This window comes from Pseudomonas sp. FBCC-B35, from assembly GCF_059133755.1.
Window position 1 is genome coordinate 140,925 of sequence record NZ_CP101439.1, and the last position, 25,885, is coordinate 166,809.

The following is a 25,885-nucleotide window of genomic DNA, read 5'->3' on the forward strand; positions in this document are numbered from 1 at the left end:
ATGAGCAGCGTTGTAGCCATCGTCAAAAGTATTGTCGGCCAGGTTATCGCGGTATCCCCTGAAGGCATCCGGCGTGTGCTCATAGAAGGCGATCGACTTCTAGCGGGTGAGCAGGTCCTTACCGGCCCGGGTGGCGCGGTGACGCTGGAGTTGGCAGATGGCCGATTGCTCGACCTTGGTCGTGATACCCAGTGGAGCGCAGACGCGCCTGACAGCAGTACCGATTTGGGCCAGGCCGCTGCCCAGGCGGCGCCGTCTGTCGAAGAATTGCAACAGGCGATCGCCGCAGGCGCTGACCCGACCACCGATCTTGAAGCCACGGCTGCCGGTCCGACTGCTGCAGGCGGCGGTGCAGCAGGTGGCGGCCACAGTTTCGTCATGCTGGAAGAAACGGCCGGCAGCGTTGATCCCACAATAGGCTTCCCTACCGAAGGCCTTGGTTTTGCAGCGGCGGCCGCCCCCGTGGAAGTGGCTGGAACGCAAACCACCGCTGACAACCGAGTCACCGCGCCGACAACTGGCACTACGGTTGCCACCACCCTTGTGGTCGGGGCCACGCCATCGATCAGCGAAGCGGGTGGCGTCATTGTCTATACCGCTACGGTTGGCCAGGCACCGGGCAGCGACCTTGTCATCACGCTGGCCAACGGCTCTGTGATCGTCATTCCGGCCGGGCAGACCACTGGCAGTGTCAATGTCGTGATCCCGCCGAATGACACGCCCTACATTGATGGTGGGCAGATTTCTACAACGGTCACCGGTACCAGCGGGGGCAGTGGCATTACAGTAACCCCACCGCAAGGGCCGTTGGTTACTGAAATTACAGATACCATCGATGTCACCACTGCAACGTTGACCGCCACTCCTTCGGCCACCGAAGGCGGCGTCATCACTTATACCGTGACGCTGACCAACCCGGCCCAGACTCCGGTGACTGTGACCCTGTCCAACGGCCAGGTCATCACTGTTGAGGCAGGTAAGACCCAGGGCAGCATCGACTTCCAAACCCCGGCCAACGACGTCTACAACAACGGTTCGACCGTAAGTGTGACCATCGACAGCGCTACGGGCGGTAACTTCGAACAGCTGACGCCGAATCCGACGCCAGCTGTAACGACGATCAATGATTCGATCGACACCACTACCGCGACCCTGACCGCGAGCCCTTCGGTCACCGAAGGTGGCGTGATCACTTACACCGTGACGCTAACCAACCCGGCTCAGACCCCGGTGACTGTGACCTTGTCCAACGGCCAGGTCATCACTGTTGAGGCTGGCAAGACTCAGGGCAGTATCGACTTCCAAACTCCGGCGAACGACGTCTACAACAACGGCTCGACCGTTAGCGTGACCATCGACAGCGCCACGGGTGGCAACTTCGAACAGCTGACCCCGAATCCTGCGGCTGCGGTTACCACGATTAATGATTCGATCGACACCACCACTGCCACGCTGACGGCTTCGCCGAGCGTGACCGAGGGCGGCGTCATCACTTATACCGTGACGCTGACCAACCCGGCTCAGACTCCGGTGACTGTGACCTTGTCCAACGGCCAGGTCATCACTGTTGAGGCTGGCAAGACTCAGGGCAGCATCGACTTCCAGACCCCGGCCAACGATGTTTACAACAACGGTTCGACCGTAAGTGTGACCATCGATAGCGCGACGGGCGGTAACTTCGAACAACTGACGCCGAATCCTGCGGCTGCGGTTACCACGATTACTGATTCGATCGACACCACCACTGCCACGCTGACGGCTTCGCCGAGCGTGACCGAGGGCGGCGCGATCACTTACACCGTGACGCTGACCAACCCGGCTCAGACTCCGGTTACCGTGACCCTGTCCAACGGCCAGGTCATCACTGTTGAGGCTGGCAAGACCCAAGGCAGCATCGACTTCCAGACCCCAGCCAACGATGTTTACAACAACGGCTCGACCGTTAGTGTGACCATCGACAGCGCCACGGGTGGCAACTTCGAACAACTGACGCCGAACCCGACGCCAGCTGTAACGACGATCAATGATTCGATCGACACCACTACCGCGACCCTGACCGCGAGCCCTTCGGTCACCGAAGGTGGCGTGATCACTTACACCGTGACGCTAACCAACCCGGCTCAGACTCCGGTGACTGTGACCCTGTCCAACGGCCAGGTCATCACTGTTGAGGCTGGCAAGACTCAGGGCAGCATCGACTTCCAGACCCCGGCCAACGATGTTTACAACAACGGTTCGACCGTTAGTGTGACCATCGATAGCGCGACGGGCGGTAACTTCGAACAACTGACGCCGAATCCTGCGGCTGCGGTTACCACGATTACTGATTCGATCGACACCACCACTGCCACGCTGACGGCTTCGCCGAGCGTGACCGAGGGCGGCGTGATCACTTACACCGTGACGCTGACCAACCCGGCTCAGACTCCGGTGACTGTGACCCTGTCCAACGGCCAAGTCATCACTGTTGAGGCTGGCAAGACTCAGGGCAGCATCGACTTCCAAACCCCGGCCAACGATGTTTACAACAACGGTTCGACCGTTAGTGTGACCATCGACAGCGCTACGGGTGGCAACTTCGAACAACTGACGCCGAACCCGACGCCAGCTGTAACGACGATCAATGATTCGATCGATACGACCACTGCCACGTTGACTGCTTCGCCAAGCGTCACCGAAGGTGGCGTGATCACTTACACCGTGACGCTGACCAATCCGGCCCAGACTCCGGTGACTGTGACCTTGTCCAATGGCCAGGTCATCACTGTTGAGGCAGGCAAGACTCAGGGCAGTATCGATTTCCAGACCCCGGCCAACGATGTTTACAACAACGGCTCAACCGTTAGCGTGACCATCGACAGCGCCACGGGTGGCAACTTCGAACAACTGACGCCGAATCCTGCGGCTGCGGTTACCACGATTACTGATTCGATCGACACCACCACTGCCACGCTGACGGCTTCGCCGAGCGTGACCGAGGGCGGCGCGATCACTTACACCGTGACGCTAACCAACCCGGCTCAGACCCCGGTGACTGTGACCTTGTCCAACGGCCAGGTCATCACTGTTGAAGCAGGCAAGACCCAGGGCAGCATCGACTTCCAAACCCCGGCCAACGACGTTTACAACAACGGTTCGACCGTTAGCGTGACCATCGACAGCGCTACGGGTGGCAACTTCGAACAGCTGACCCCGAATCCGACGGCTGCGGTTACCACGATTAATGATTCGATTGACACCACTACCGCGACCCTGACCGCGAGCCCTTCGGTCACCGAAGGTGGCGTCATCACTTACACCGTGACGCTGACCAATCCGGCCCAGACTCCGGTCACCGTGACCCTGTCCAACGGCCAGGTCATCACTGTTGAAGCAGGCAAGACTCAGGGCAGTATCGACTTCCAAACTCCGGCGAACGATGTCTATAACAACAACGGTGCCACCGTTAGTGTGACCATCGACAGCGCTACAGGCGGCAACTTCGAGCAGTTGACGCCGAACCCGACGCCAGCAGTTACCACAATCAACGATTCGATCGATACGACCACCGCAACCTTGACGGCTTCGCCGAGCGTCACCGAAGGCGGCGTCATCACCTACACCGTAACGCTGACCAATCCGGCTCAGACTCCAGTGACTGTGACCCTGTCCAACGGCCAGGTCATCACCGTTGAGGCTGGCAAGACTCAGGGCAGTATCGATTTCCAAACTCCGGCAAACGACGTCTACAACAACGGTTCGACCGTTAGTGTGACCATCGACAGCGCCACGGGTGGCAACTTCGAACAGCTGACCCCGAATCCGACGCCAGCTGTAACGACGATCAACGATTCAATCGACTCCACTAGCGCGACCCTGACCGCGAGTCCTTCGGTCACCGAAGGCGGCGTCATCACCTACACCGTAACGCTGACCAATCCGGCTCAGACTCCAGTGACTGTGACCCTGTCCAACGGCCAGGTCATCACTGTTGAGGCTGGCAAGACCCAAGGCAGCATCGACTTCCAGACCCCAGCCAACGATGTTTACAACAACGGTTCGACCGTTAGTGTGACCATCGACAGCGCTACAGGCGGCAACTTCGAACAACTGACGCCGAACCCGACGCCAGCTGTAACGACGATCAATGATTCGATCGACACCACTACCGCGACCCTGACCGCGAGCCCTTCGGTCACCGAAGGTGGCGTGATCACTTACACCGTGACGCTGACCAACCCGGCTCAGACTCCGGTGACTGTGACCCTGTCCAACGGCCAGGTCATCACTGTTGAGGCTGGCAAGACTCAGGGCAGTATCGATTTCCAGACCCCGGCCAACGACGTCTACAACAACGGTTCGACCGTTAGTGTGACCATCGACAGCGCCACGGGTGGCAACTTCGAACAGCTGACCCCGAATCCTGCGGCTGCGGTTACCACGATTAATGATTCGATCGACACCACCACTGCCACGCTGACGGCTTCGCCGAGCGTGAACGAAGGTGGCGTGATCACTTACACCGTGACGCTGACCAACCCGGCTCAGACTCCGGTGACTGTGACCCTGTCCAACGGCCAGGTCATCACTGTCGAAGCAGGCAAGACCCAAGGCAGCATCGACTTCCAAACCCCGGCGAACGACGTCTACAACAACGGTTCGACCGTTAGCGTGACCATCGACAGCGCTACAGGCGGCAACTTCGAGCAGTTGACGCCGAACCCGACGCCAGCAGTTACCACAATCAACGATTCGATCGATACGACCACCGCAACCTTGACGGCTTCGCCGAGCGTCACCGAAGGCGGCGTCATCACCTACACCGTAACGCTGACCAATCCGGCTCAGACTCCAGTGACTGTGACCCTGTCCAACGGCCAGGTCATCACCGTTGAGGCTGGCAAGACTCAGGGCAGTATCGATTTCCAAACTCCGGCAAACGACGTCTACAACAACGGTTCGACCGTTAGTGTGACTATCGACAGCGCCACGGGTGGCAACTTCGAACAGCTGACGCCGAACCCGACGCCAGCTGTAACGACGATCAATGATTCGATCGACACCACTACCGCGACCCTGACCGCGAGCCCTTCGGTCACCGAAGGTGGCGTGATCACTTACACCGTGACGCTGACCAACCCGGCTCAGACTCCGGTGACTGTGACCCTGTCCAACGGCCAGGTCATCACTGTTGAGGCTGGCAAGACTCAGGGCAGCATCGACTTCCAGACCCCGGCCAACGATGTTTACAACAACGGTTCGACCGTAAGTGTGACCATCGATAGCGCCACGGGCGGTAACTTCGAACAACTGACGCCGAACCCGACGCCAGCTGTAACGACGATCAATGATTCGATCGATACGACCACTGCCACGTTGACTGCTTCGCCAAGCGTCACCGAAGGCGGCGTTATCACCTACACCGTAACGCTGACCAATCCGGCCCAGACTCCGGTGACTGTGACCTTGTCCAATGGCCAGGTCATCACTGTTGAGGCAGGCAAGACTCAGGGCAGTATCGATTTCCAGACCCCGGCCAACGACGTCTACAACAACGGTTCGACCGTTAGTGTGACCATCGACAGCGCCACGGGTGGCAACTTCGAACAGCTGACCCCGAATCCTGCGGCTGCGGTTACCACGATTAATGATTCGATCGACACCACCACTGCCACGCTGACGGCTTCGCCGAGCGTGACCGAGGGCGGCGTCATCACTTATACCGTGACGCTGACCAACCCGGCTCAGACTCCGGTTACCGTGACCCTGTCCAACGGCCAGGTCATCACTGTTGAGGCTGGCAAGACTCAGGGCAGCATCGACTTCCAGACCCCGGCCAACGATGTTTACAACAACGGCTCGACCGTTAGCGTGACCATCGACAGCGCCACGGGCGGTAACTTCGAAAAACTGACCGCAAGCCCCACGCCAGCTTCCACGGTCATCAACGACAGTATCGACACCGTCACTGTCAGCATCGCCAGTAACGGCAATGTGACCGAAGATCAGCAGCCGTCCTTTACGGTCAAAGTCAGTCAAGCCTTGGACCGTCCGCTTACTGTCACCCTGTCCAATGGTGACAAAGTCACCATCGAGGCTGGAAAAACCGAGGTCGAGTACAAGCTCGCCGCACAAGGCGACGATGTCATCAAGGATCCAAGCTCGGTCACGCTAGGTGTGACCGACGCTAGCGTCCCGGGTGCCACGTTCGAAAACCTCGTCATCGGTGGCCCGGCAACAGTCGAAATTTCCGACACCATCAGCGAAGTCATCGCAACCCTTACAGCGGACAAGGCGACTGTTACAGAGGGCGGGCAAGTTACCTACACCGTAACCCTGAGCAACGCTCAAGGCTTGCCTGTCACTCAACATGGGGCACTGACGTTCACGCTGACTGACGGGACCAAAGTCACTATTCCAGCCAACAGCATCTCTGGCAGCACCACCATTGCCGTTGGCGATGATGTGTACATGGGTGGCCAGCCTGCTCTGGCGAACAAGCTGGAGTCGGTTTCAGGTGGGGATAACTTCGAGAAGCTGACGCTGGGCAATGAGGTTGTAACCACTACAGTAACTGACGAGCCGGGCTCGGGTACTCCTGGCACTGGCAACCAAGGTGACCTTGTCCAGGTCACTATCACCGCCGACCAAGCCTCCGTCGCCGAAAACGTCAAACCAACGTTTACCGTCCAGATCAACAAAGCCCTGGCCAACGACTTGGTCGTGACCCTGAGCAACAACGCTCAAGTCACCATCAAGGCTGGTCAGACCTCCGTGTCTTACGAGCACGCGGCACAAGGTGACGACGTTTATAAAGATTCGGGCGAAATCAGCGTGGGCATCAAGTCGGCAGCCGACGCGGGCGGCCGCACCTTCGAAAACCTGCAGCTGGGCAACGATGCCTCGGTCAAGGTCACCGACACCATCGATGAAGTTGTAGCCAAGCTGACCGCGACCACTTCGGTTGCCGAGGGCGGCGAGATCACCTACACCGTGACGCTGACCAATAAAGATGGTCTGCCGATCAACAACCACGCAGAGCTGTACTTCCATCTGAAAGACGGCACCACCGTGGTGGTGCCTGCCAACAGCACCGTAGGTTCTGCCACCGCTACTGCGCCTGACAACGTTTATGTTGGCACGAACCCTGCTGTCGTGAACTCGATCGAGTCGGTCAGCGGCGCAGATGCTTGGAAGTTCGAACAACTGACGCTGGATAAAACCCAGGTCAGCACCGAAGTTACCGATGAACCTGGGTCGGGTACGCCGGGCACGGGTAACCAAGGCGACTTGGTGTTGGTCACTATTACCGCTGACCAGAACTCCGTAGCTGAGAACGTCAAACCAACGTTCACCGTGCAGATCAACAAAGCCCTGGCCAACGACCTGGTCGTGACCCTGAGTAACAATGCTCAAGTCACCATCAAAGCCGGCCAGACTGCTGTTTCCTACGAGCACGCAGCACAAGGCGACGACGTCTACAAAGACTCGGGCGAAATCAGCTTGGGCATCAAGTCGGCAGCCGATGCTGGCGGTCGTACCTTCGAAAACCTGCAACTGGGCAACGATGCCTCGGTCAAGGTCACCGACACCATCGATGAAGTTGTAGCCAAGCTGACCGCGACCACTTCGGTTGCCGAGGGCGGCGAGATCACCTACACCGTGACGCTGACCAATAAAGATGGTCTGCCGATCAACAACCACGCAGAGCTGTACTTCCACCTGAAAGACGGCACCACCGTGGTGGTGCCTGCCAACAGCACCGTAGGTTCTGCCACCGCTACTGCGCCTGACAACGTTTATGTGGGCACGAACCCTGCCGTCGTGAACTCGATCGAATCGGTCAGCGGCGCGGATGCCTGGAAGTTCGAGCAACTGACGCTGGATAAAACCCAAGTCAGCACCACAGTTACCGATGAACCTGGGTCGGGTACCCCAGGCACGGGTAACCAAGGCGACTTGGTGTTGGTCACTATTACCGCTGATCAGAACTCCGTAGCCGAGAACGTCAAACCAACGTTCACCGTGCAGATCAACAAGGCTCTGGCCAACGATCTGGTCGTAACCTTGAGCAACAACGCTCAAGTCACCATCAAAGCTGGCCAGACTGCCGTTTCCTACGAGCACGCAGCACAAGGCGACGACGTTTATAAGGACTCGGGCGAAATCAGCCTGGGCATCAAGTCGGCAGCCGACGCGGGTGGTCGCACCTTCGAAAACCTGCAGCTGGGCAACGATGCATCGGTCAAAGTCACCGATACCGTCGATGAAGTTGTAGCCAAGCTTACCGCGTCGACTTCGGTTGCCGAGGGCGGCGAGATCACCTACACCGTGACGCTGACCAATAAAGATGGTCTGCCGATCAACAACCACGCAGAGCTGTACTTCCACCTGAAAGACGGCACCACCGTGGTGGTGCCTGCCAACAGCACCGTAGGTTCTGCCACCGCTACTGCGCCTGACAACGTTTATGTGGGCACGAACCCTGCCGTCGTGAACTCGATCGAATCGGTCAGCGGCGCGGATGCTTGGAAGTTCGAGCAACTGACGCTGGATAAAACTCAGGTCAGCACCGAAGTTACCGACGAGCCAGGTTCGGGTACGCCAGGTACTGGTAACCAAGGCGACTTGGTGTTGGTCACCATCACTGCCGACCAGACTTCGGTAGCTGAAAACGTTAAACCGACGTTCACCGTGCAGATCAACAAGGCCCTGGCCAACGACTTGGTTGTGACCCTGAGCAACAACGCTCAGGTGACCATCAAAGCCGGCCAGACTGCTGTGTCGTACGAGCACGCTGCTCAGGGCGATGACGTCTACAAAGACTCCGGCGAAATCAGCCTGGGCATCAAGTCGGCAGCAGACGCTGGCGGCCGCACCTTCGAAAACCTGCAGCTGGGTAACGAGGCGTCGGTCAAAGTCACCGATACCATCGACGAAGTTGTAGCCAAGCTGACTGCGACCGACTCGGTCACCGAAGGCGGTCAGATCACTTACACCGTGACCCTGACCAACAAAGACGGCTTGCCAATCGACAAACATGGCGCGCTGACCTTCACCCTGGACGATGGCAAAACTGTCATCACCATCCCGGCCAATGGCACGACCGGCTCGGTCACTGTGACCGCGCCTGACAACGACTATGTAGGTGCCAATGATCCGGTCGTCAAATCGATCGCTTCCGTTACCGGCGCAGATGTTGGCAAGTTCGAACAGCTGACGCTCGACAAGACCCCAGTCAGCACCGAAGTTACCGACGAGCCAGGTTCGGGTACGCCAGGCACTGGCAACCAAGGCGACCAAGTGCTGGTTACCATTACAGCGGATCAAACTTCGGTAGCCGAAAACGTCAAACCAACGTTCACCGTTCAAATCAACAAAGCCCTGGCCAACGATCTGGTCGTGACCCTGAGCAACAACGAGAAGGTCACTATCAAAGCCGGCGAAACCAGCGCCCAGTACACTCACGCAGCTCAAGGCGACGACGTCTACAAAGACTCCGGCGAGATCAGCCTGGGCATCAAGTCGGCGGTCGACGCGGGTGGCCGCACTTTCGAAAATCTGCAGCTGGGTAACGATGCCTCGGTGAAGGTCACCGACACCGTTGACGAAGTTGTGGCCAAACTGACTGCGACCGACTCGGTTACCGAGGGCGGTCAGATCACTTACACCGTGACCCTGACCAACAAAGACGGCCTGCCAATCGACAAACACGGCGCGCTGACCTTCACGTTGGACGATGGCAAGACCACCATCACCATCCCAGCCAACGGCACAACTGGTTCGGTCACTGTGACCGCGCCTGACAACGACTATGTCGGTGCTAACGATCCGGTCGTCAAATCGATCGCCTCCGTTGCCGGCGCTGATGTTGGCAAGTTCGAACAGCTCACTTTGGACAAGACGCCGGTCAGCACTACTGTCACCGACGAGCCAGGCTCGGGTACCCCGGGCACCGGTAACCAGGGCGACCAAGTGTTGGTCACCATCACTGCTGACCAGACTTCGGTAGCCGAGAACGTTAAACCGACGTTCACTGTTCAGATCAACAAAGCGCTGGCCAACGACTTGGTCGTGACCCTGAGCAACAACGCTCAAGTCACCATCAAAGCTGGCCAGACTGCCGTAACGTACGAGCACGCCGCACAAGGCGACGACGTCTACAAAGACTCGGGCGAAATCAGCCTGGGCATCAAGTCGGCAGCAGACGCGGGTGGTCGTACCTTCGAAAACCTGCAGCTGGGTAACGAGGCGTCGGTCAAAGTTACCGATACCATCGACGAAGTTGTCGCGAAACTGACTGCTACCGACTCGGTTACCGAAGGTGGTCAGATCACCTATACCGTGACCCTGACCAACAAAGATGGCCTGCCGATCGACAAGCATGGCGCGCTGACCTTTACCCTAGACGATGGCAAAACTGTCATCACCATCCCGGCTAACGGCACTACCGGTTCGGTAACCGTTACGGCGCCTGACAACGACTATGTCGGTGCCAACGATCCGGTCGTTAAATCGATCGCCTCCGTTACCGGCGCAGATGTTGGCAAGTTCGAACAGCTGACGCTCGACAAGACCCCAGTCAGCACCCAAGTTACCGACGAGCCAGGTTCAGGTACGCCAGGCACGGGTAACCAGGGCAACCAAGTGTTGGTCACCATCACTGCCGACCAGACTTCTGTTGCCGAGAACGTTAAGCCGACGTTCACCGTGCAGATCAACAAGGCTCTGGCCAACGACCTGGTCGTGACCCTGAGCAACAACGCCCAAGTCACCATCAAAGCCGGCCAGACTGCCGCGTCTTACGAGCACGCCGCTCAGGGCGACGACGTTTACAAAGACTCGGGCGAAATCAGCCTGGGCATCAAGTCGGCAGCCGATGCGGGTGGTCGTACCTTCGAAAACCTGCAGCTGGGTAACGATGCTTCGGTCAAAGTCACTGACACCATCGATGAAGTTGTAGCCAAGCTCACTGCGACCACTTCGGTTGCCGAAGGCGGTCAGATCACTTACACCGTGACCCTGACCAACAAAGACGGCTTGCCAATCGACAAACATGGCGCGCTGACCTTCACCCTGGACGATGGCAAAACTGTCATCACCATCCCGGCCAATGGCACGACCGGCTCGGTCACTGTGACCGCGCCTGACAATGACTACGTCGGTGCCAACGATCCGGTCGTTAAATCGATCGCCTCCGTTACCGGCGCAGATGTTGGCAAGTTCGAACAGCTGACGCTCGATAAGACCCCAGTCAGCACCCAAGTTACCGACGAGCCAGGTTCGGGTACGCCAGGCACTGGCAACCAGGGCGACCAAGTGCTGGTTACCATTACAGCGGATCAAACTTCGGTAGCCGAGAACGTTAAACCTACGTTCACTGTGCAGATCAACAAAGCCTTGGCCAACGACCTAGTCGTGACCCTGAGCAACAACGCCCAGGTCACCATCAAAGCTGGCCAGACTGCTGTTTCTTATGAGCACGGCGCCCAAGGCGACGATGTCTACAAAGACTCGGGTGAAATCAGCCTGGGCATCAAGTCGGCAGCCGATGCTGGCGGTCGCACCTTCGAGAATCTGCAGCTGGGCAACGATGCCTCGGTCAAAGTTACCGACACTATCGACGAAGTTGTAGCCAAGCTCACCGCAACCGAGTCGGTCACCGAAGGCGGTCAGATCACTTACACCGTGACCCTGACGAACAAAGATGGCTTGCCAATCGACAAACACGGCGCGCTGACCTTTACGCTGGACGATGGCAAGACCGTCATCACTATCCCGGCCAATGGCACTACTGGCTCGGTCACTGTGACCGCGCCTGACAATGACTACGTCGGTGCCAATGATCCGGTCGTCAAATCGATCGCCTCCGTTGCCGGCGCAGATGTAGGCAAATTCGAGCAACTGACGCTCGACAAAACGCCGGTCAGCACCGAAGTTACCGACGAGCCAGGTTCGGGCACGCCAGGCACTGGTAACCAAGGCAACCAAGTGCTGGTCACCATCACTGCTGACCAGACTTCGGTAGCTGAAAACGTTAAACCGACGTTCACCGTGCAGATCAACAAGGCCTTGGCCAACGACTTGGTCGTGACCCTGAGCAACAACGCTCAAGTCACCATCAAAGCCGGCCAGACTGCCGTAACGTACGAGCACGCCGCACAAGGCGACGACGTCTACAAAGACTCCGGCGAAATCAGCCTGGGCATCAAGTCGGCAGCCGACGCGGGTGGTCGTGCGTTCGAAAACCTGCAGCTGGGTAACGAGGCGTCGGTCAAAGTCACCGACACCATCGACGAAGTTGTAGCCAAGCTCACCGCGACCGACTCGGTCACCGAAGGCGGTCAGATCACTTACACCGTGACCCTAACCAACAAAGACGGCCTGCCAATCGACAAGCATGGCGCGCTGACCTTTACCTTGGACGATGGCAAGACTGTCATCACCATCCCGGCTAACGGCACTACCGGTTCGGTAACCGTTACGGCGCCTGACAACGACTATGTCGGCGCTAACGATCCGGTCGTTAAATCGATCGCCAGCGTTACTGGTGCGGACGTCGGCAAGTTCGAACAGCTCACTTTGGATAAAACGCCGGTCAGCACTGCTGTCACCGACGAGCCAGGTTCGGGTACCCCGGGCACTGGTAACCAAGGCGATCAAGTGCTGGTTACCATTACCGCGGATCAAACTTCGGTAGCCGAGAACGTCAAACCAACGTTCACCGTGCAGATCAACAAAGCCTTGGCCAACGACTTGGTCGTGACCCTGAGCAACAACGCTCAGGTGACCATCAAAGCCGGCCAGACTGCTGTGTCGTACGAGCACGCTGCTCAGGGCGATGACGTCTACAAAGACTCCGGTGAAATCAGCCTGGGCATCAAGTCGGCAGCGGACGCGGGTGGTCGTACCTTCGAAAACCTGCAGTTGGGTAACGAGGCGTCGGTGAAAGTCACCGACACCATCGACGAAGTTGTCGCGAAACTGACTGCTACCGACTCGGTTACCGAAGGTGGTCAGATCACCTACACCGTGACCCTGACCAACAAAGATGGCCTGCCAATCGACAAACACGGCGCGCTGACCTTCACCCTGGACGATGGCAAGACTGTCATCACCATCCCAGCCAACGGCACCACCGGTTCGGTCACTGTGACCGCGCCGGACAACGACTATGTCGGCGCTAACGATCCGGTCGTCAAATCGATCGCTTCCGTTGCCGGCGCAGATGTTGGCAAGTTTGAACAGCTCACTTTGGATAGGACGCCGGTCAGTACTGCTGTCACCGACGAGCCAGGCTCGGGTACCCCGGGCACCGGTAACCAGGGCGACCAAGTATTGGTCACCATCACTGCCGACCAGACTTCGGTAGCTGAAAACGTTAAACCGACGTTCACCGTGCAGATCAACAAAGCCCTGGCCAACGACTTGGTTGTGACCCTGAGCAACAACGCTCAGGTGACCATCAAAGCCGGCCAGACTGCTGTGTCGTACGAGCACGCCGCACAAGGCGACGACGTCTACAAAGACTCCGGCGAAATCAGCCTGGGCATCAAGTCGGCAGCGGACGCTGGCGGCCGTACCTTCGAGAACCTGCAACTGGGTAACGAGGCGTCGGTGAAAGTCACCGATACCATCGACGAAGTTGTGGCGAAGCTAACGGCTACCGACTCGGTTACCGAAGGTGGTCAGATCACCTACACCGTGACCCTGACCAACAAAGATGGCCTGCCAATCGACAAGCATGGCGCGCTGACATTTACCTTGGACGATGGCAAAACTGTCATCACCATCCCAGCCAACGGCACCACTGGTTCGGTCACTGTGACCGCGCCGGACAACGACTATGTCGGTGCTAACGATCCGGTCGTCAAATCGATCGCTTCCGTTGCCGGCGCTGATGTTGGCAAGTTCGAACAGCTCACTTTGGACAAGACGCCGGTCAGCACTACTGTCACCGACGAGCCAGGCTCGGGTACCCCGGGCACCGGTAACCAGGGCAACCAAGTGTTGGTCACCATCACTGCTGACCAGACTTCGGTAGCCGAGAACGTTAAACCGACGTTCACTGTTCAGATCAACAAAGCGCTGGCCAACGACTTGGTCGTGACCCTGAGCAACAACGCTCAAGTCACCATCAAAGCTGGCCAGACTGCCGTAACGTACGAGCACGCCGCACAAGGCGACGACGTCTACAAAGACTCGGGCGAAATCAGCCTGGGCATCAAGTCGGCAGCAGACGCGGGTGGTCGTACCTTCGAAAACCTGCAGCTGGGTAACGAGGCGTCGGTCAAAGTTACCGATACCATCGACGAAGTTGTCGCGAAACTGACTGCTACCGACTCGGTTACCGAAGGTGGTCAGATCACCTATACCGTGACCCTGACCAACAAAGATGGCCTGCCGATCGACAAGCATGGCGCGCTGACCTTCACCCTGGACGATGGCAAAACTGTCATCACCATCCCGGCTAACGGCACTACCGGTTCGGTCACTGTGACCGCGCCTGACAATGACTATGTCGGCGCTAACGATCCGGTCGTCAAATCGATCGCTTCCGTTACCGGCGCAGATGTTGGCAAGTTCGAGCAACTAACGCTCGATAAGACACCTGTCAGCACCCAAGTGACCGACGAGCCAGGTTCGGGCACGCCAGGCACTGGCAACCAAGGCGACCAAGTGTTGGTCACCATCACTGCCGACCAGACTTCGGTAGCCGAGAACGTTAAACCGACGTTCACTGTTCAGATCAACAAAGCGCTGGCCAACGACTTGGTCGTGACCCTGAGCAACAACGCTCAAGTCACCATCAAAGCTGGCCAGACTGCCGTAACGTACGAGCACGCCGCACAAGGCGACGACGTCTACAAAGACTCCGGCGAAATCAGCCTGGGCATCAAGTCGGCAGCAGACGCTGGCGGCCGCACCTTCGAAAACCTGCAGCTGGGTAACGAGGCGTCGGTCAAAGTTACCGATACCATCGACGAAGTTGTCGCGAAACTGACTGCTACCGACTCGGTTACCGAAGGTGGTCAGATCACCTATACCGTGACCCTGACCAACAAAGATGGCCTGCCGATCGACAAGCATGGCGCGCTGACCTTCACCCTGGACGATGGCAAAACTGTCATCACCATCCCGGCTAACGGCACTACCGGTTCGGTAACCGTTACGGCGCCTGACAACGACTATGTCGGTGCCAATGATCCGGTCGTCAAATCGATCGCTTCCGTTACCGGCGCAGATGTTGGCAAGTTCGAACAGCTGACGCTCGACAAGACCCCAGTCAGCACCCAAGTTACCGACGAGCCAGGTTCGGGTACGCCAGGCACGGGTAACCAGGGCAACCAAGTGCTGGTTACCATTACAGCGGATCAAACTTCGGTAGCCGAGAACGTCAAACCGTCGTTCACCGTGCAGATCAACAAGGCTCTGGCCAACGACCTGGTCGTGACCCTGAGCAACAACGCTCAAGTCACCATCAAAGCTGGCCAGACTGCCGTAACGTACGAGCACGCCGCACAAGGCGACGACGTCTACAAAGACTCCGGCGAAATCAGCCTGGGCATCAAGTCGGCAGCGGACGCTGGCGGCCGTACCTTCGAGAACCTGCAACTGGGTAACGAGGCGTCGGTGAAAGTCACCGACACCGTCGACGAAGTTGTGGCGAAGCTAACGGCTACCGACTCGGTCACCGAAGGTGGTCAGATTACCTACACCGTGACCCTGACGAACAAAGATGGCTTGCCAATCGACAAGCATGGCGCGCTGACCTTCACCTTGGACGATGGCAAAACTGTCATCACCATCCCGGCTAACGGCACTACCGGTTCGGTAACCGTTACGGCGCCTGACAACGACTATGTCGGTGCCAATGATCCGGTTGTCAAATCGATTGCAACCGTCACTGGCGCAGACGTTGGCAAGTTCGAACAGCTCACTTTGGATAAAACGCCGGTCAGTACTGCTGTCACCGACGAGCCAGGGTCGGGTACCCCGGGCACCGGTAATCAGGGCGACCAAGTATTGGTCACCATCACTGCCGACCAGACTTCTGTTGCCGAGAACGTTAAACCAACGTTCACCGTCCAGATCAACAAGGCTCTGGCCAACGACCTGGTCGTGACCCTGAGCAACAACGCCCAAGTCACTATCAAAGCCGGCCAGACTGCCGCGTCTTACGAGCACGCCGCTCAGGGCGACGACGTTTACAAAGACTCGGGTGAAATCAGCCTGGGCATCAAGTCGGCAGTGGACGCGGGTGGTCGTACCTTCGAAAACCTGCAGTTGGGTAACGAGGCGTCGGTGAAAGTCACCGACACCATCGACGAAGTTATCGCGAAACTGGCTGCGACCGACTCGGTTACCGAGGGCGGTCAGATCACTTACACCGTGACCCTGACCAACAAAGATGGCCTGCCGATCGATAAGCATGGCGCGCTGACCTTCACCCTTGATGATGGCAAGACCACCATCACTATCCCGGCGAACGGCACCACGGGTTCGGTTACCGTCACAGCGCCTGACAACGTCTATGTTGGCGCGAACGACCCGGTCGTCAAATCGATCGCCTCCGTTGCCGGCGCAGACGTTGACAAGTTCGAGCAGCTGACGCTCGACAAAACGCCTGTCACCACTCAGGTTACCGATGAGCCTGGCTCGGGAGTTCCTGGTACTGGCAACCAGGGCGACCTGGTCCAAGTGACTATCACCGCCGACCAGACCTCTGTCGCCGAGAACGTCAAGCCGACCTTCACCGTGCACGTGAATACCGCACTGGCCAATGACCTGGTCGTGACCCTTAGCAACAACGAGAAGGTCACTATCAAAGCCGGTGAAACCAGCGCCCAGTACACCCACGCCGCACAAGGCGACGACGTCTACAAAGACTCGGGTGAAATCAGCCTGGGCATCAAGTCGGCAGCCGATGCTGGCGGTCGCACCTTCGAGAATCTGCAGCTGGGCAACGATGCCTCGGTCAAAGTTACCGACACCATCGACGAAGTTGTAGCCAAGCTCACCGCGACCGACTCGGTCACCGAAGGCGGTCAGATCACTTACACCGTGACCCTGACCAACAAGGATGGCCTGCCGATCGACAAACACGGCGCGCTGACCTTTACGCTGGACGATGGCAAGACTGTCATCACCATCCCAGCCAACGGCACAACTGGTTCGGTCACTGTGACCGCGCCTGACAATGACTATGTCGGCGCTAACGATCCGGTCGTCAAATCGATCGCTTCCGTTACCGGCGCAGATGTAGGCAAGTTCGAGCAATTAACGCTCGATAAGACACCTGTCAGCACCCAAGTGACCGACGAGCCAGGTTCGGGCACGCCAGGCACTGGCAACCAAGGCGACCAAGTGTTGGTCACCATCACTGCCGACCAGACTTCTGTGACCGAGAACGTTAAACCAACGTTCACCGTGCAGATCAACAAGGCCCTGGCCAACGACTTGGTCGTGACTCTGAGCAATAACGCTCAGGTCACTATCAAAGCCGGCCAGACTGCCGTTTCTTACGAGCACGCCGCACAAGGCGACGACGTCTACAAAGACTCCGGCGAAATCAGCCTGGGCATCAAGTCGGCAGCCGATGCGGGTGGTCGTACCTTCGAGAACCTGCAGTTGGGCAACGATGCATCGGTCAAAGTCACCGATACCATCGACGAAGTTGTAGCCAAGCTGACTGCTACCGAATCTGTTACAGAAGGTGGTCAGATCACCTACACCGTGACCCTGACCAACAAAGATGGCCTGCCAATCGACAAACACGGCGCGCTGACCTTCACCCTGGACGATGGCAAGACCGTCATCACCATCCCAGCCAACGGCACCACTGGTTCGGTCACTGTGACCGCGCCGGACAACGACTATGTCGGTGCTAACGATCCGGTCGTGAAGTCGATCGCCTCCGTTACCGGTGCCGATGTTGGCAAGTTCGAACAATTAACGCTCGATAAGACACCTGTCAGCACCCAAGTTACCGACGAGCCAGGTTCGGGTACGCCAGGCACTGGCAACCAAGGCGACCAAGTGTTGGTCACCATTACCGCGGATCAAACTTCGGTAGCCGAGAACGTCAAACCTACGTTCACCGTGCAGATCAACAAAGCCTTGGCCAACGACCTGGTCGTGACCCTGAGCAACAACGCCCAAGTCACTATCAAAGCCGGCCAGACTGCCGTTTCCTACGAGCACGCAGCACAAGGCGACGACGTCTACAAAGACTCCGGTGAAATCAGCCTGGGCATCAAGTCGGCAGCCGACGCGGGTGGTCGTACGTTCGAGAACCTGCAGTTGGGCAACGATGCATCGGTCAAAGTCACTGACACCATCGATGAAGTTGTAGCCAAGCTCACTGCGACCACTTCGGTTGCCGAAGGCGGCGAGATCACCTACACCGTAACGCTGACCAACAAAGATGGTCTGCCGATCAACAACCACGCAGAGCTGTACTTCCATCTCAAAGATGGCACTACCGTGGTGGTGCCTGCCAACAGCACCGTAGGTTCGGCCACCGCTACCGCGCCGGACAACGTTTATGTGGGCACGAACCCTGCTGTCGTGAACTCGATCGAGTCGGTCAGCGGCGCGGATGCTTGGAAGTTCGAACAACTGACGCTGGATAAAACCCAAGTCAGCACCGAAGTTACCGACGAGCCAGGTTCTGGAACCCCGGGTACGGGTAACCAAGGCGATTTGGTACTGGCCACCATTACGGCTGACCAAACCTTCGTAGCCGAGAACGTCAAGCCGACCTTCACCGTGCAGATCAATAAGGCCCTGGCCAACGACTTGGTCGTGACCCTCAGCAACAACGAGAAGATCACCATCAAGGCCGGCCAAACCAGCGCCCAGTACACCCACGCAGCGCAGGGCGACGACGTCTACAAGGACTCTGGCGAAATCAGCCTGGGCATCAAGTCGGCAGCCGATGCTGGCGGTCGTACCTTCGAAAACCTGCAGCTGGGCAACGATGCATCGGTCAAAGTCACCGATACCATCGATGAAGTTGTGGCGAAGCTGACTGCGACCGATTCGGTCACCGAAGGCGGTCAGATCACCTACACCGTGACCCTGACCAACAAAGATGGCCTGCCAATCGACAAGCATGGTGCGCTGACCTTCACGCTGGACGATGGCAAGACCGTCATCACTATCCCGGCCAATGGTACGACCGGTTCGGTAACCATTACCGCGCCTGACAATGACTACGTCGGTGCCAACGATCCAGTCGTCAAATCGATTGCAACCGTCACTGGCGCAGATGTAGGCAAGTTCGAGCAGCTGACGCTCGACAAAACGCCCGTCACCACTCAGGTTACCGATGAGCCTGGCTCGGGAGTTCCTGGTACTGGCAACCAAGGCGACCAAGTGCTGGTTACCATTACCGCGGATCAAACTTCGGTAGCCGAGAACGTCAAACCTACGTTCACCGTGCAGATCAACAAAGCCTTGGCCAACGACCTGGTCGTGACCCTGAGCAACAACGCTCAAGTCACCATCAAAGCTGGCCAGACTGCTGTTTCTTATGAGCACGCCGCCCAAGGCGACGACGTCTACAAAGACTCCGGTGAAATCAGCCTGGGCATCAAGTCGGCAGCCGACGCGGGTGGTCGTACGTTCGAGAACCTGCAGTTGGGCAACGATGCATCGGTCAAAGTCACCGATACCATCGATGAAGTTGTAGCCAAGCTGACTGCGACCGACTCGGTCACCGAAGGCGGTCAGATCACTTACACCGTGACCCTGACCAACAAAGACGGCTTGCCAATCGACAAACATGGCGCGCTGACCTTCACCCTGGACGATGGCAAGACCGTCATCACCATCCCGGCCAACGGCACCACGGGTTCGGTTACCGTCACAGCGCCTGACAACGTCTATGTTGGCGCGAACGACCCGGTCGTCAAATCGATCGCAACCGTCACTGGCGCAGACGTTGGCAAGTTCGAGCAGCTGACGCTCGACAAAACGCCTGTCACCACTCAGGTTACCGATGAGCCTGGCTCGGGAGTTCCTGGTACTGGCAACCAGGGCGACCTGGTCCAAGTGACTATCACCGCCGACCAGGCCTCCGTTGCCGAGAACGTCAAGCCAACGTTTACCGTGCACGTGAATACTGCACTGGCCAATGACCTGGTCGTGACCCTTAGCAACAACGAGAAGGTCACTATCAAAGCCGGTGAAACCAGCGCCCAGTACACCCACGCCGCCCAAGGCGACGACGTCTACAAAGACTCCGGTGAGATCAGCCTGGGCATCAAGTCGGCAGCCGACGCGGGTGGTCGTACGTTCGAGAACCTGCAGTTGGGCAACGATGCATCGGTCAAAGTCACCGATACCATCGACGAAGTTGTAGCCAAGCTGACTGCGACCGACTCGGTTACCGAAGGTGGTCAGATCACCTACACCGTGACCCTGACCAACAAGGACGGCTTGCCAATTGACAAGCATGGCGCGCTGACCTTCACCCTGGACGATGGCAAAACCACCATCACCATCCCGGCCAACGGCACGACCGGCTCGGTCACCGTCGCCGCACCTGACAACGTCTACATCGGCGCCAACGACCCGGTCGTCAAATCGATCGCGGCGGTCAGCGGCCCGGATGTCTGGAAGTTCGAACAGCTCACCCTGGACAAGACCCCGGTCAGCACCGCAGTCACCGACGAGCCAGGTTCGGGTACGCCAGGCAATGACAACCAGGGTGACCTGGTACTGGTGAACATCGTGGCCAACCAGGTCTCGGTCAACGAAGCCACGCCACCCCTGTTCACGCTGACCCTGAACCGCGTGCTGGACAAGGACCTCACGGTCACCCTGAGCAACAACGCCACTGTCGTGTTCAAGGCCGGCGAGACCAGCAAGTCCTATGTCGCACCTGCCCAGGGCGATGACGTCTTCAAGGACGAAGGCAAGATCCAGATCGGTATCGTCAAGGCCCAAGTGCCGAATGCTACCTTCGAGAATCTGGTGCTGGGCGCGCCTGCATCGGTCGATGTCACCGACACCATCAGCAAAGTCACTGCGGTGCTGGCTGTGGATAACACCTCGGTCGTCGAAGGCGGGAAGATCACCTACACCGTAACCTTGATCAGCGAAGACAGCGACCTGCCGGTCACTGGCCACGGTGGCGTGACCGTCACCTTGACCGGTGGCACCCAGGTATTCATCGCCGCTGGCTCTGCTACTGGCACCGTCACCATCAATGCGCCAGATGACGTGTACGTCGGCGGCCAGCCTGCGGTCACCAAGTCGATTACCGACATCACGGTCGCAGGCGCCAAGCAATTTGAAAACCTGGTGGCGGACAAGTCGCCGGTTACCACGACCGTGCACGACGAACCTGCCGGCCAGGGCGACCTGGTGCAGGTCAATATCGTCGCCAATCAGGTGTCGGTGAACGAAGCCACTGCGCCGACCTTCACCCTGAGCCTGAACCGCGCACTGGACAAGGACCTGACCGTTACCCTGAGCAACAACGCCACCGTTGTGTTCAAGGCTGGCGAGATGACCAAGACCTACACGGCTGCTGCGCAAGGCGATGACGTCTTCAAGGACGAGGGCAAGATCGAGGTTGGCATCGTCAAGGCAGAAGTGCCGAACGCCACCTTCGAGAACCTGGTCATTGGCGGCCCGGCTTCGGTCAACGTCACCGACACGATCAGCAAGGTCACTGCCGTGCTGGCTGTGGATAACACCACTGTGGCTGAAGGTGGCAAGATCACCTACACCGTGACCTTGGTCAGCGAAGACAACAACCTGCCGGTTACCGGCCATGGTGGCGTGACCGTCACCCTGACCGGCGGCACCCAGGTGTTCATCGCTGCCGGTTCTGCCAGCGGCACCGTCACCATCAATGCGCCGGACGACGTGTACGTCGGTGGCCAGCCTGCCATCACCAAGGCCATCACGGATATCAGTGTGGCGGGTGACAAGCAGTTCGAGAACCTGGTGGCCAACCAGTCGCCAGTGACCACCACCGTAACGGACGAACCTGCTGGGCAGGGCGACCTGGTACAGGTCAACATCGTTGCAGACCAAGCGTCGGTCAATGAAGCCACGGCCCCTACCTTCACCCTGAGCCTGAACCGTGCGCTGGACAAGGACCTGACCGTCACCCTGAGCAACAACGCCACCGTTGTGTTCAAGGCTGGCGAGCTGACCAAGACCTACACGGCCGCGGCGCAGGGCGACGACGTGTTCAAGGACGAGGGCAAGCTGGAGATCGGCATCGCCAAGGCTGAAGTGCCGAACGCCAAGTTCGAGAACCTGGTGCTGGGCGCGCCTGCCTCGGTCAACATCACCGACACCATCAGCAAGGTCACTGCCGTGCTGGCTGTGGATAACACCACTGTGGCTGAAGGCGGCAAGATCACCTACACCGTGACCTTGGTCAGCGAAGACAACAACCTGCCAGTGACTGGCCATGGTGGCGTGACCGTCACCCTGACCGGCGGCACGCAAGTGTTCATCGCGGCAGGTTCTGCCAGCGGCACTGTCAGCATCAATGCGCCGGACGACGTGTACGTCGGTGGCCAGCCTGCAATCACCAAGGCCATCACGGACATCACCGTCGCCGGTGACAAGCAGTTCGAAAACCTGGTGGCCAGCAAGGCGGCAGTCACGACCACCGTGACCGACGAGCCGGCTGGGCAGGGCGACCTGGTACAGGTCAACATCGTTGCAGACCAAGTGTCGGTCAATGAAGCCACGGCCCCGACCTTCACCCTGAGCCTGAACCGTGCGCTGGACAAGGACCTGACCGTCACCCTGAGCAACAATGCTACCGTTGTGTTCAAGGCTGGCGAGCTGACCAAGACCTACACGGCCGCGGCGCAGGGCGACGACGTGTTCAAGGACGAGGGCAAGCTGGAGATCGGCATCGCCAAGGCTGAAGTGCCGAACGCCAAGTTCGAGAACCTGGTGCTGGGCGCGCCTGCCTCGGTCAACATCACCGACACCATCAGCAAGGTCACCGCCGTGCTGGCTGTGGATAACACCACTGTGGCTGAAGGTGGCAAGATCACCTACACCGTGACCTTGGTCAGCGAAGACAACAACCTGCCAGTGACTGGCCATGGTGGCGTGACCGTCACCCTGACCGGCGGCACCCAGGTGTTCATCGCTGCCGGTTCTGCCAGCGGCACCGTCACCATCAATGCGCCGGACGACGTGTACGTCGGTGGCCAGCCTGCGATCACCAAGGCCATTACGGACATCACCGTGGCCGGTGACAAGCAGTTCGAAAACCTGGTGGCGAGCAAGACCACCGTCACCACGGCGGTGACCGATGAGCCGGCCGGCCAGGGTGACCTGGTACTGGTCAACATCGTGGCCAACCAAACCTCGGTCAATGAAGCCACGCCGCCTCTGTTCACCCTGACCTTGAACCGCGTGTTGGACAAGGACCTCACCGTCACCCTGAGCAACAACGCCACCGTTGTGTTCAAGGCCGGGGAGACCAGCAAGTCCTATGTCGCGCCAGCTCAGGGCGATGACGTGTTCAAGGACGAGGGCAAGCTGGAGATCGGCATCGCCAAAGCCGAAGTGCCGAACGCCAAGTTCGAGAACCTGGTGCTGGGCGCGCCTGCCTCGGTCAACATCACCGACACCATCAGCAAGGTGACTGCTGTGCTGGCTGTGGATAACACCACCGTCGTCGAGGGTGGCAAGATCACCTACACCGTGACGCTGGTCAGTGAAGACACCAGCCTGCCTGTGACAGGCCACGGCGGTGTGACCGTGACCCTGACCGGTGGCACGCAAGTGTTCATCGCGGCGGGTTCTGCCAGCGGTACGGTCAGCATCAATGCGCCGGACGACGTGTACGTCGGTGGGCAGCCTGCGATCACCAAGGCGATCACCGACATCAGCGTTGCTGGTGACAAGCAGTTCGAAAGCCTGGTGGGCAGCAAGACTGCCGTAACCACTACCGTGACCGACGAGCCGAGTGGCCAGGGTGACGTGACCACCGTAGGCATCAGTGGCACCACTTCGCTGACCGAAGGCGAGACGGCGCATTACACCCTGACGTTGAGCAATCCATCCCAGTCCGAAGTGACCGTCACCCTCAGCTACTCGGGCACGGCCAAGAACGGTGAGGACTTCACGGGTGTCACTACCGTGAAGATTCCGGCCAACAGCTCCGGCGTGACCTTCGATGTGCCGACGATCGACGACAAATTGGTCGAAGGCACCGAGAACTTCACGGTCAAGATCGAAAACGCCACCGGTGGCAACTTCGAGAACTTGCAGGTAAACGGCAGCAAAGGCAGCGTCACCACCGCCATCCTCGACAACGACAACCTGCCGGTTTCCCCAGGCGGTGCCGTGTATGGCGTGGAAGACACCGACTACGTATTCGCCTGGGGGGACTTCAAGGTCACCGACCCGGATGGCAACACCGGTCTGGCCGTGACCATCACCTCGCTGCCGGCTGCAGGCAGCCTCAAGTACTTCAACGGCAGCAGCTGGACCAACGTTACCGTCGGCCAGGTGATCAGCCAGGCCGATATCGCCGCCAGCAAGCTGAAGTTCGTGCCGCTGCTAAACCAGTCTGGCGCTGACGGCTACGGTGGCACCGGCGTGGGCAACCAACAGGCCGACTACGCGCAGTTCAAGTACAAGCCCAACGACGGGACCAACCTGGGCACCGAGACGACCATGAAGGTCGATATCAGCCCGGTGGCCGACATGCCGACCCTGGCCATCGGCAGTGCCGATGTGGTGTCCAAAGGCCTGACCAAGGAAGTGTGGACCACCCTGAAGGACCTGGGCACCAACGGCAATGGCATCACCGGTGATGCACTCAAGACGGTCTTTGCCAACTCCGGCAGCGCCACCTCCAGCGGCACTACCACCAACGTCCAGTCCGACGGCAGCGTGAATGGGGGCAGCGGTTCGAAGACCTCCGGCCTGATCTACCTGGAAGCAGGCAAGACCTACACCTTCAGTGGTACTGCCGACGACAGCTTCCTGGTCAATATCGGTGGCAAGACCGTGGTCACGGCCACGTGGGGTGGCGGCGGCCAGGTGACGGGGTCGTTCACGCCTACGGCGACCGGCTACTACCCGATCGAGGTTTACCACGCCAACCAGTCCGGCCCGGGCAGTTATGACCTGAACATTCAGGTGGGCTCTGGCGGCGTGACGGATCTGAGCAGCGCGAACATTCGCATGTACCAGAACGTGACCGAGATGGCCAACGCTGGCCTGAGCGTGTCCGACGCGCACACGGTCAATGGTCAAACCTACTACGATGGCTACAAGCTCAACGAAGGCCCAGAGAACGGTACGGTGAAACTGGTCGGTATTTCGACCGCCCTGACCGATACCGATGGTTCCGAGACGCTGAACGTCAAGCTGTCCGGCATGCCGGCAGGGTCGGTGGTCAGTGACGGCGCTGGCCATACCGCTACCGTCGGCGCCAGCGGCGTCGATGTGACCGGTTGGAAGTTGGGCAGCCTGACCGTCAAGCCACCGGCCTACTACCAGGGCCAGTTCGACGTGAAGGTCACCTCGACCTCCACGGAGAGCGTGGGCGGCAGCAAGGCAGTCAACGAAGGTACGATCAAGGTCACGGTGTACCCCGATACCTACTCGGCAACCAACCTCACGGCCGACAGCGACACGTTCACCGGAACGGGCGCCAACGAGATCATCGTCGCCGACATCAGCGGCCTGCATGTGGTCCCAGGTCAGAACTACAACCTGGCGTTCATCGTGGACACCTCGGGCAGCATGAAGGACTCCGTGGACCCTGCGCAGAAAGCACTGCAGTCGGTCTTCACCACGCTGTCCAACAGCGTCAAAGGGGCAACGTCCGGCACGGTCAACGTGTTGCTGGTGGACTTCGCTACCCAGGTGAAATCCACCGTGGCGGTGAACCTGTCCG

The 25,885-nt window shown here is 58.8% G+C and carries 1 protein-coding gene (running past one end of the window); it reads left to right on the forward strand.

Annotated features, from left to right (window positions below):
• Nucleotides 1–25,885 carry the 5' portion of an immunoglobulin-like domain-containing protein gene (locus NMB38_RS00645; RefSeq protein ID WP_494354869.1) on the forward strand. 1,343 nt of this gene lie beyond the right edge of the window, so only the first 25,885 of its 27,228 coding nucleotides appear in the window; it begins with the start codon at nt 1–3; the stop codon falls past the right edge of the window.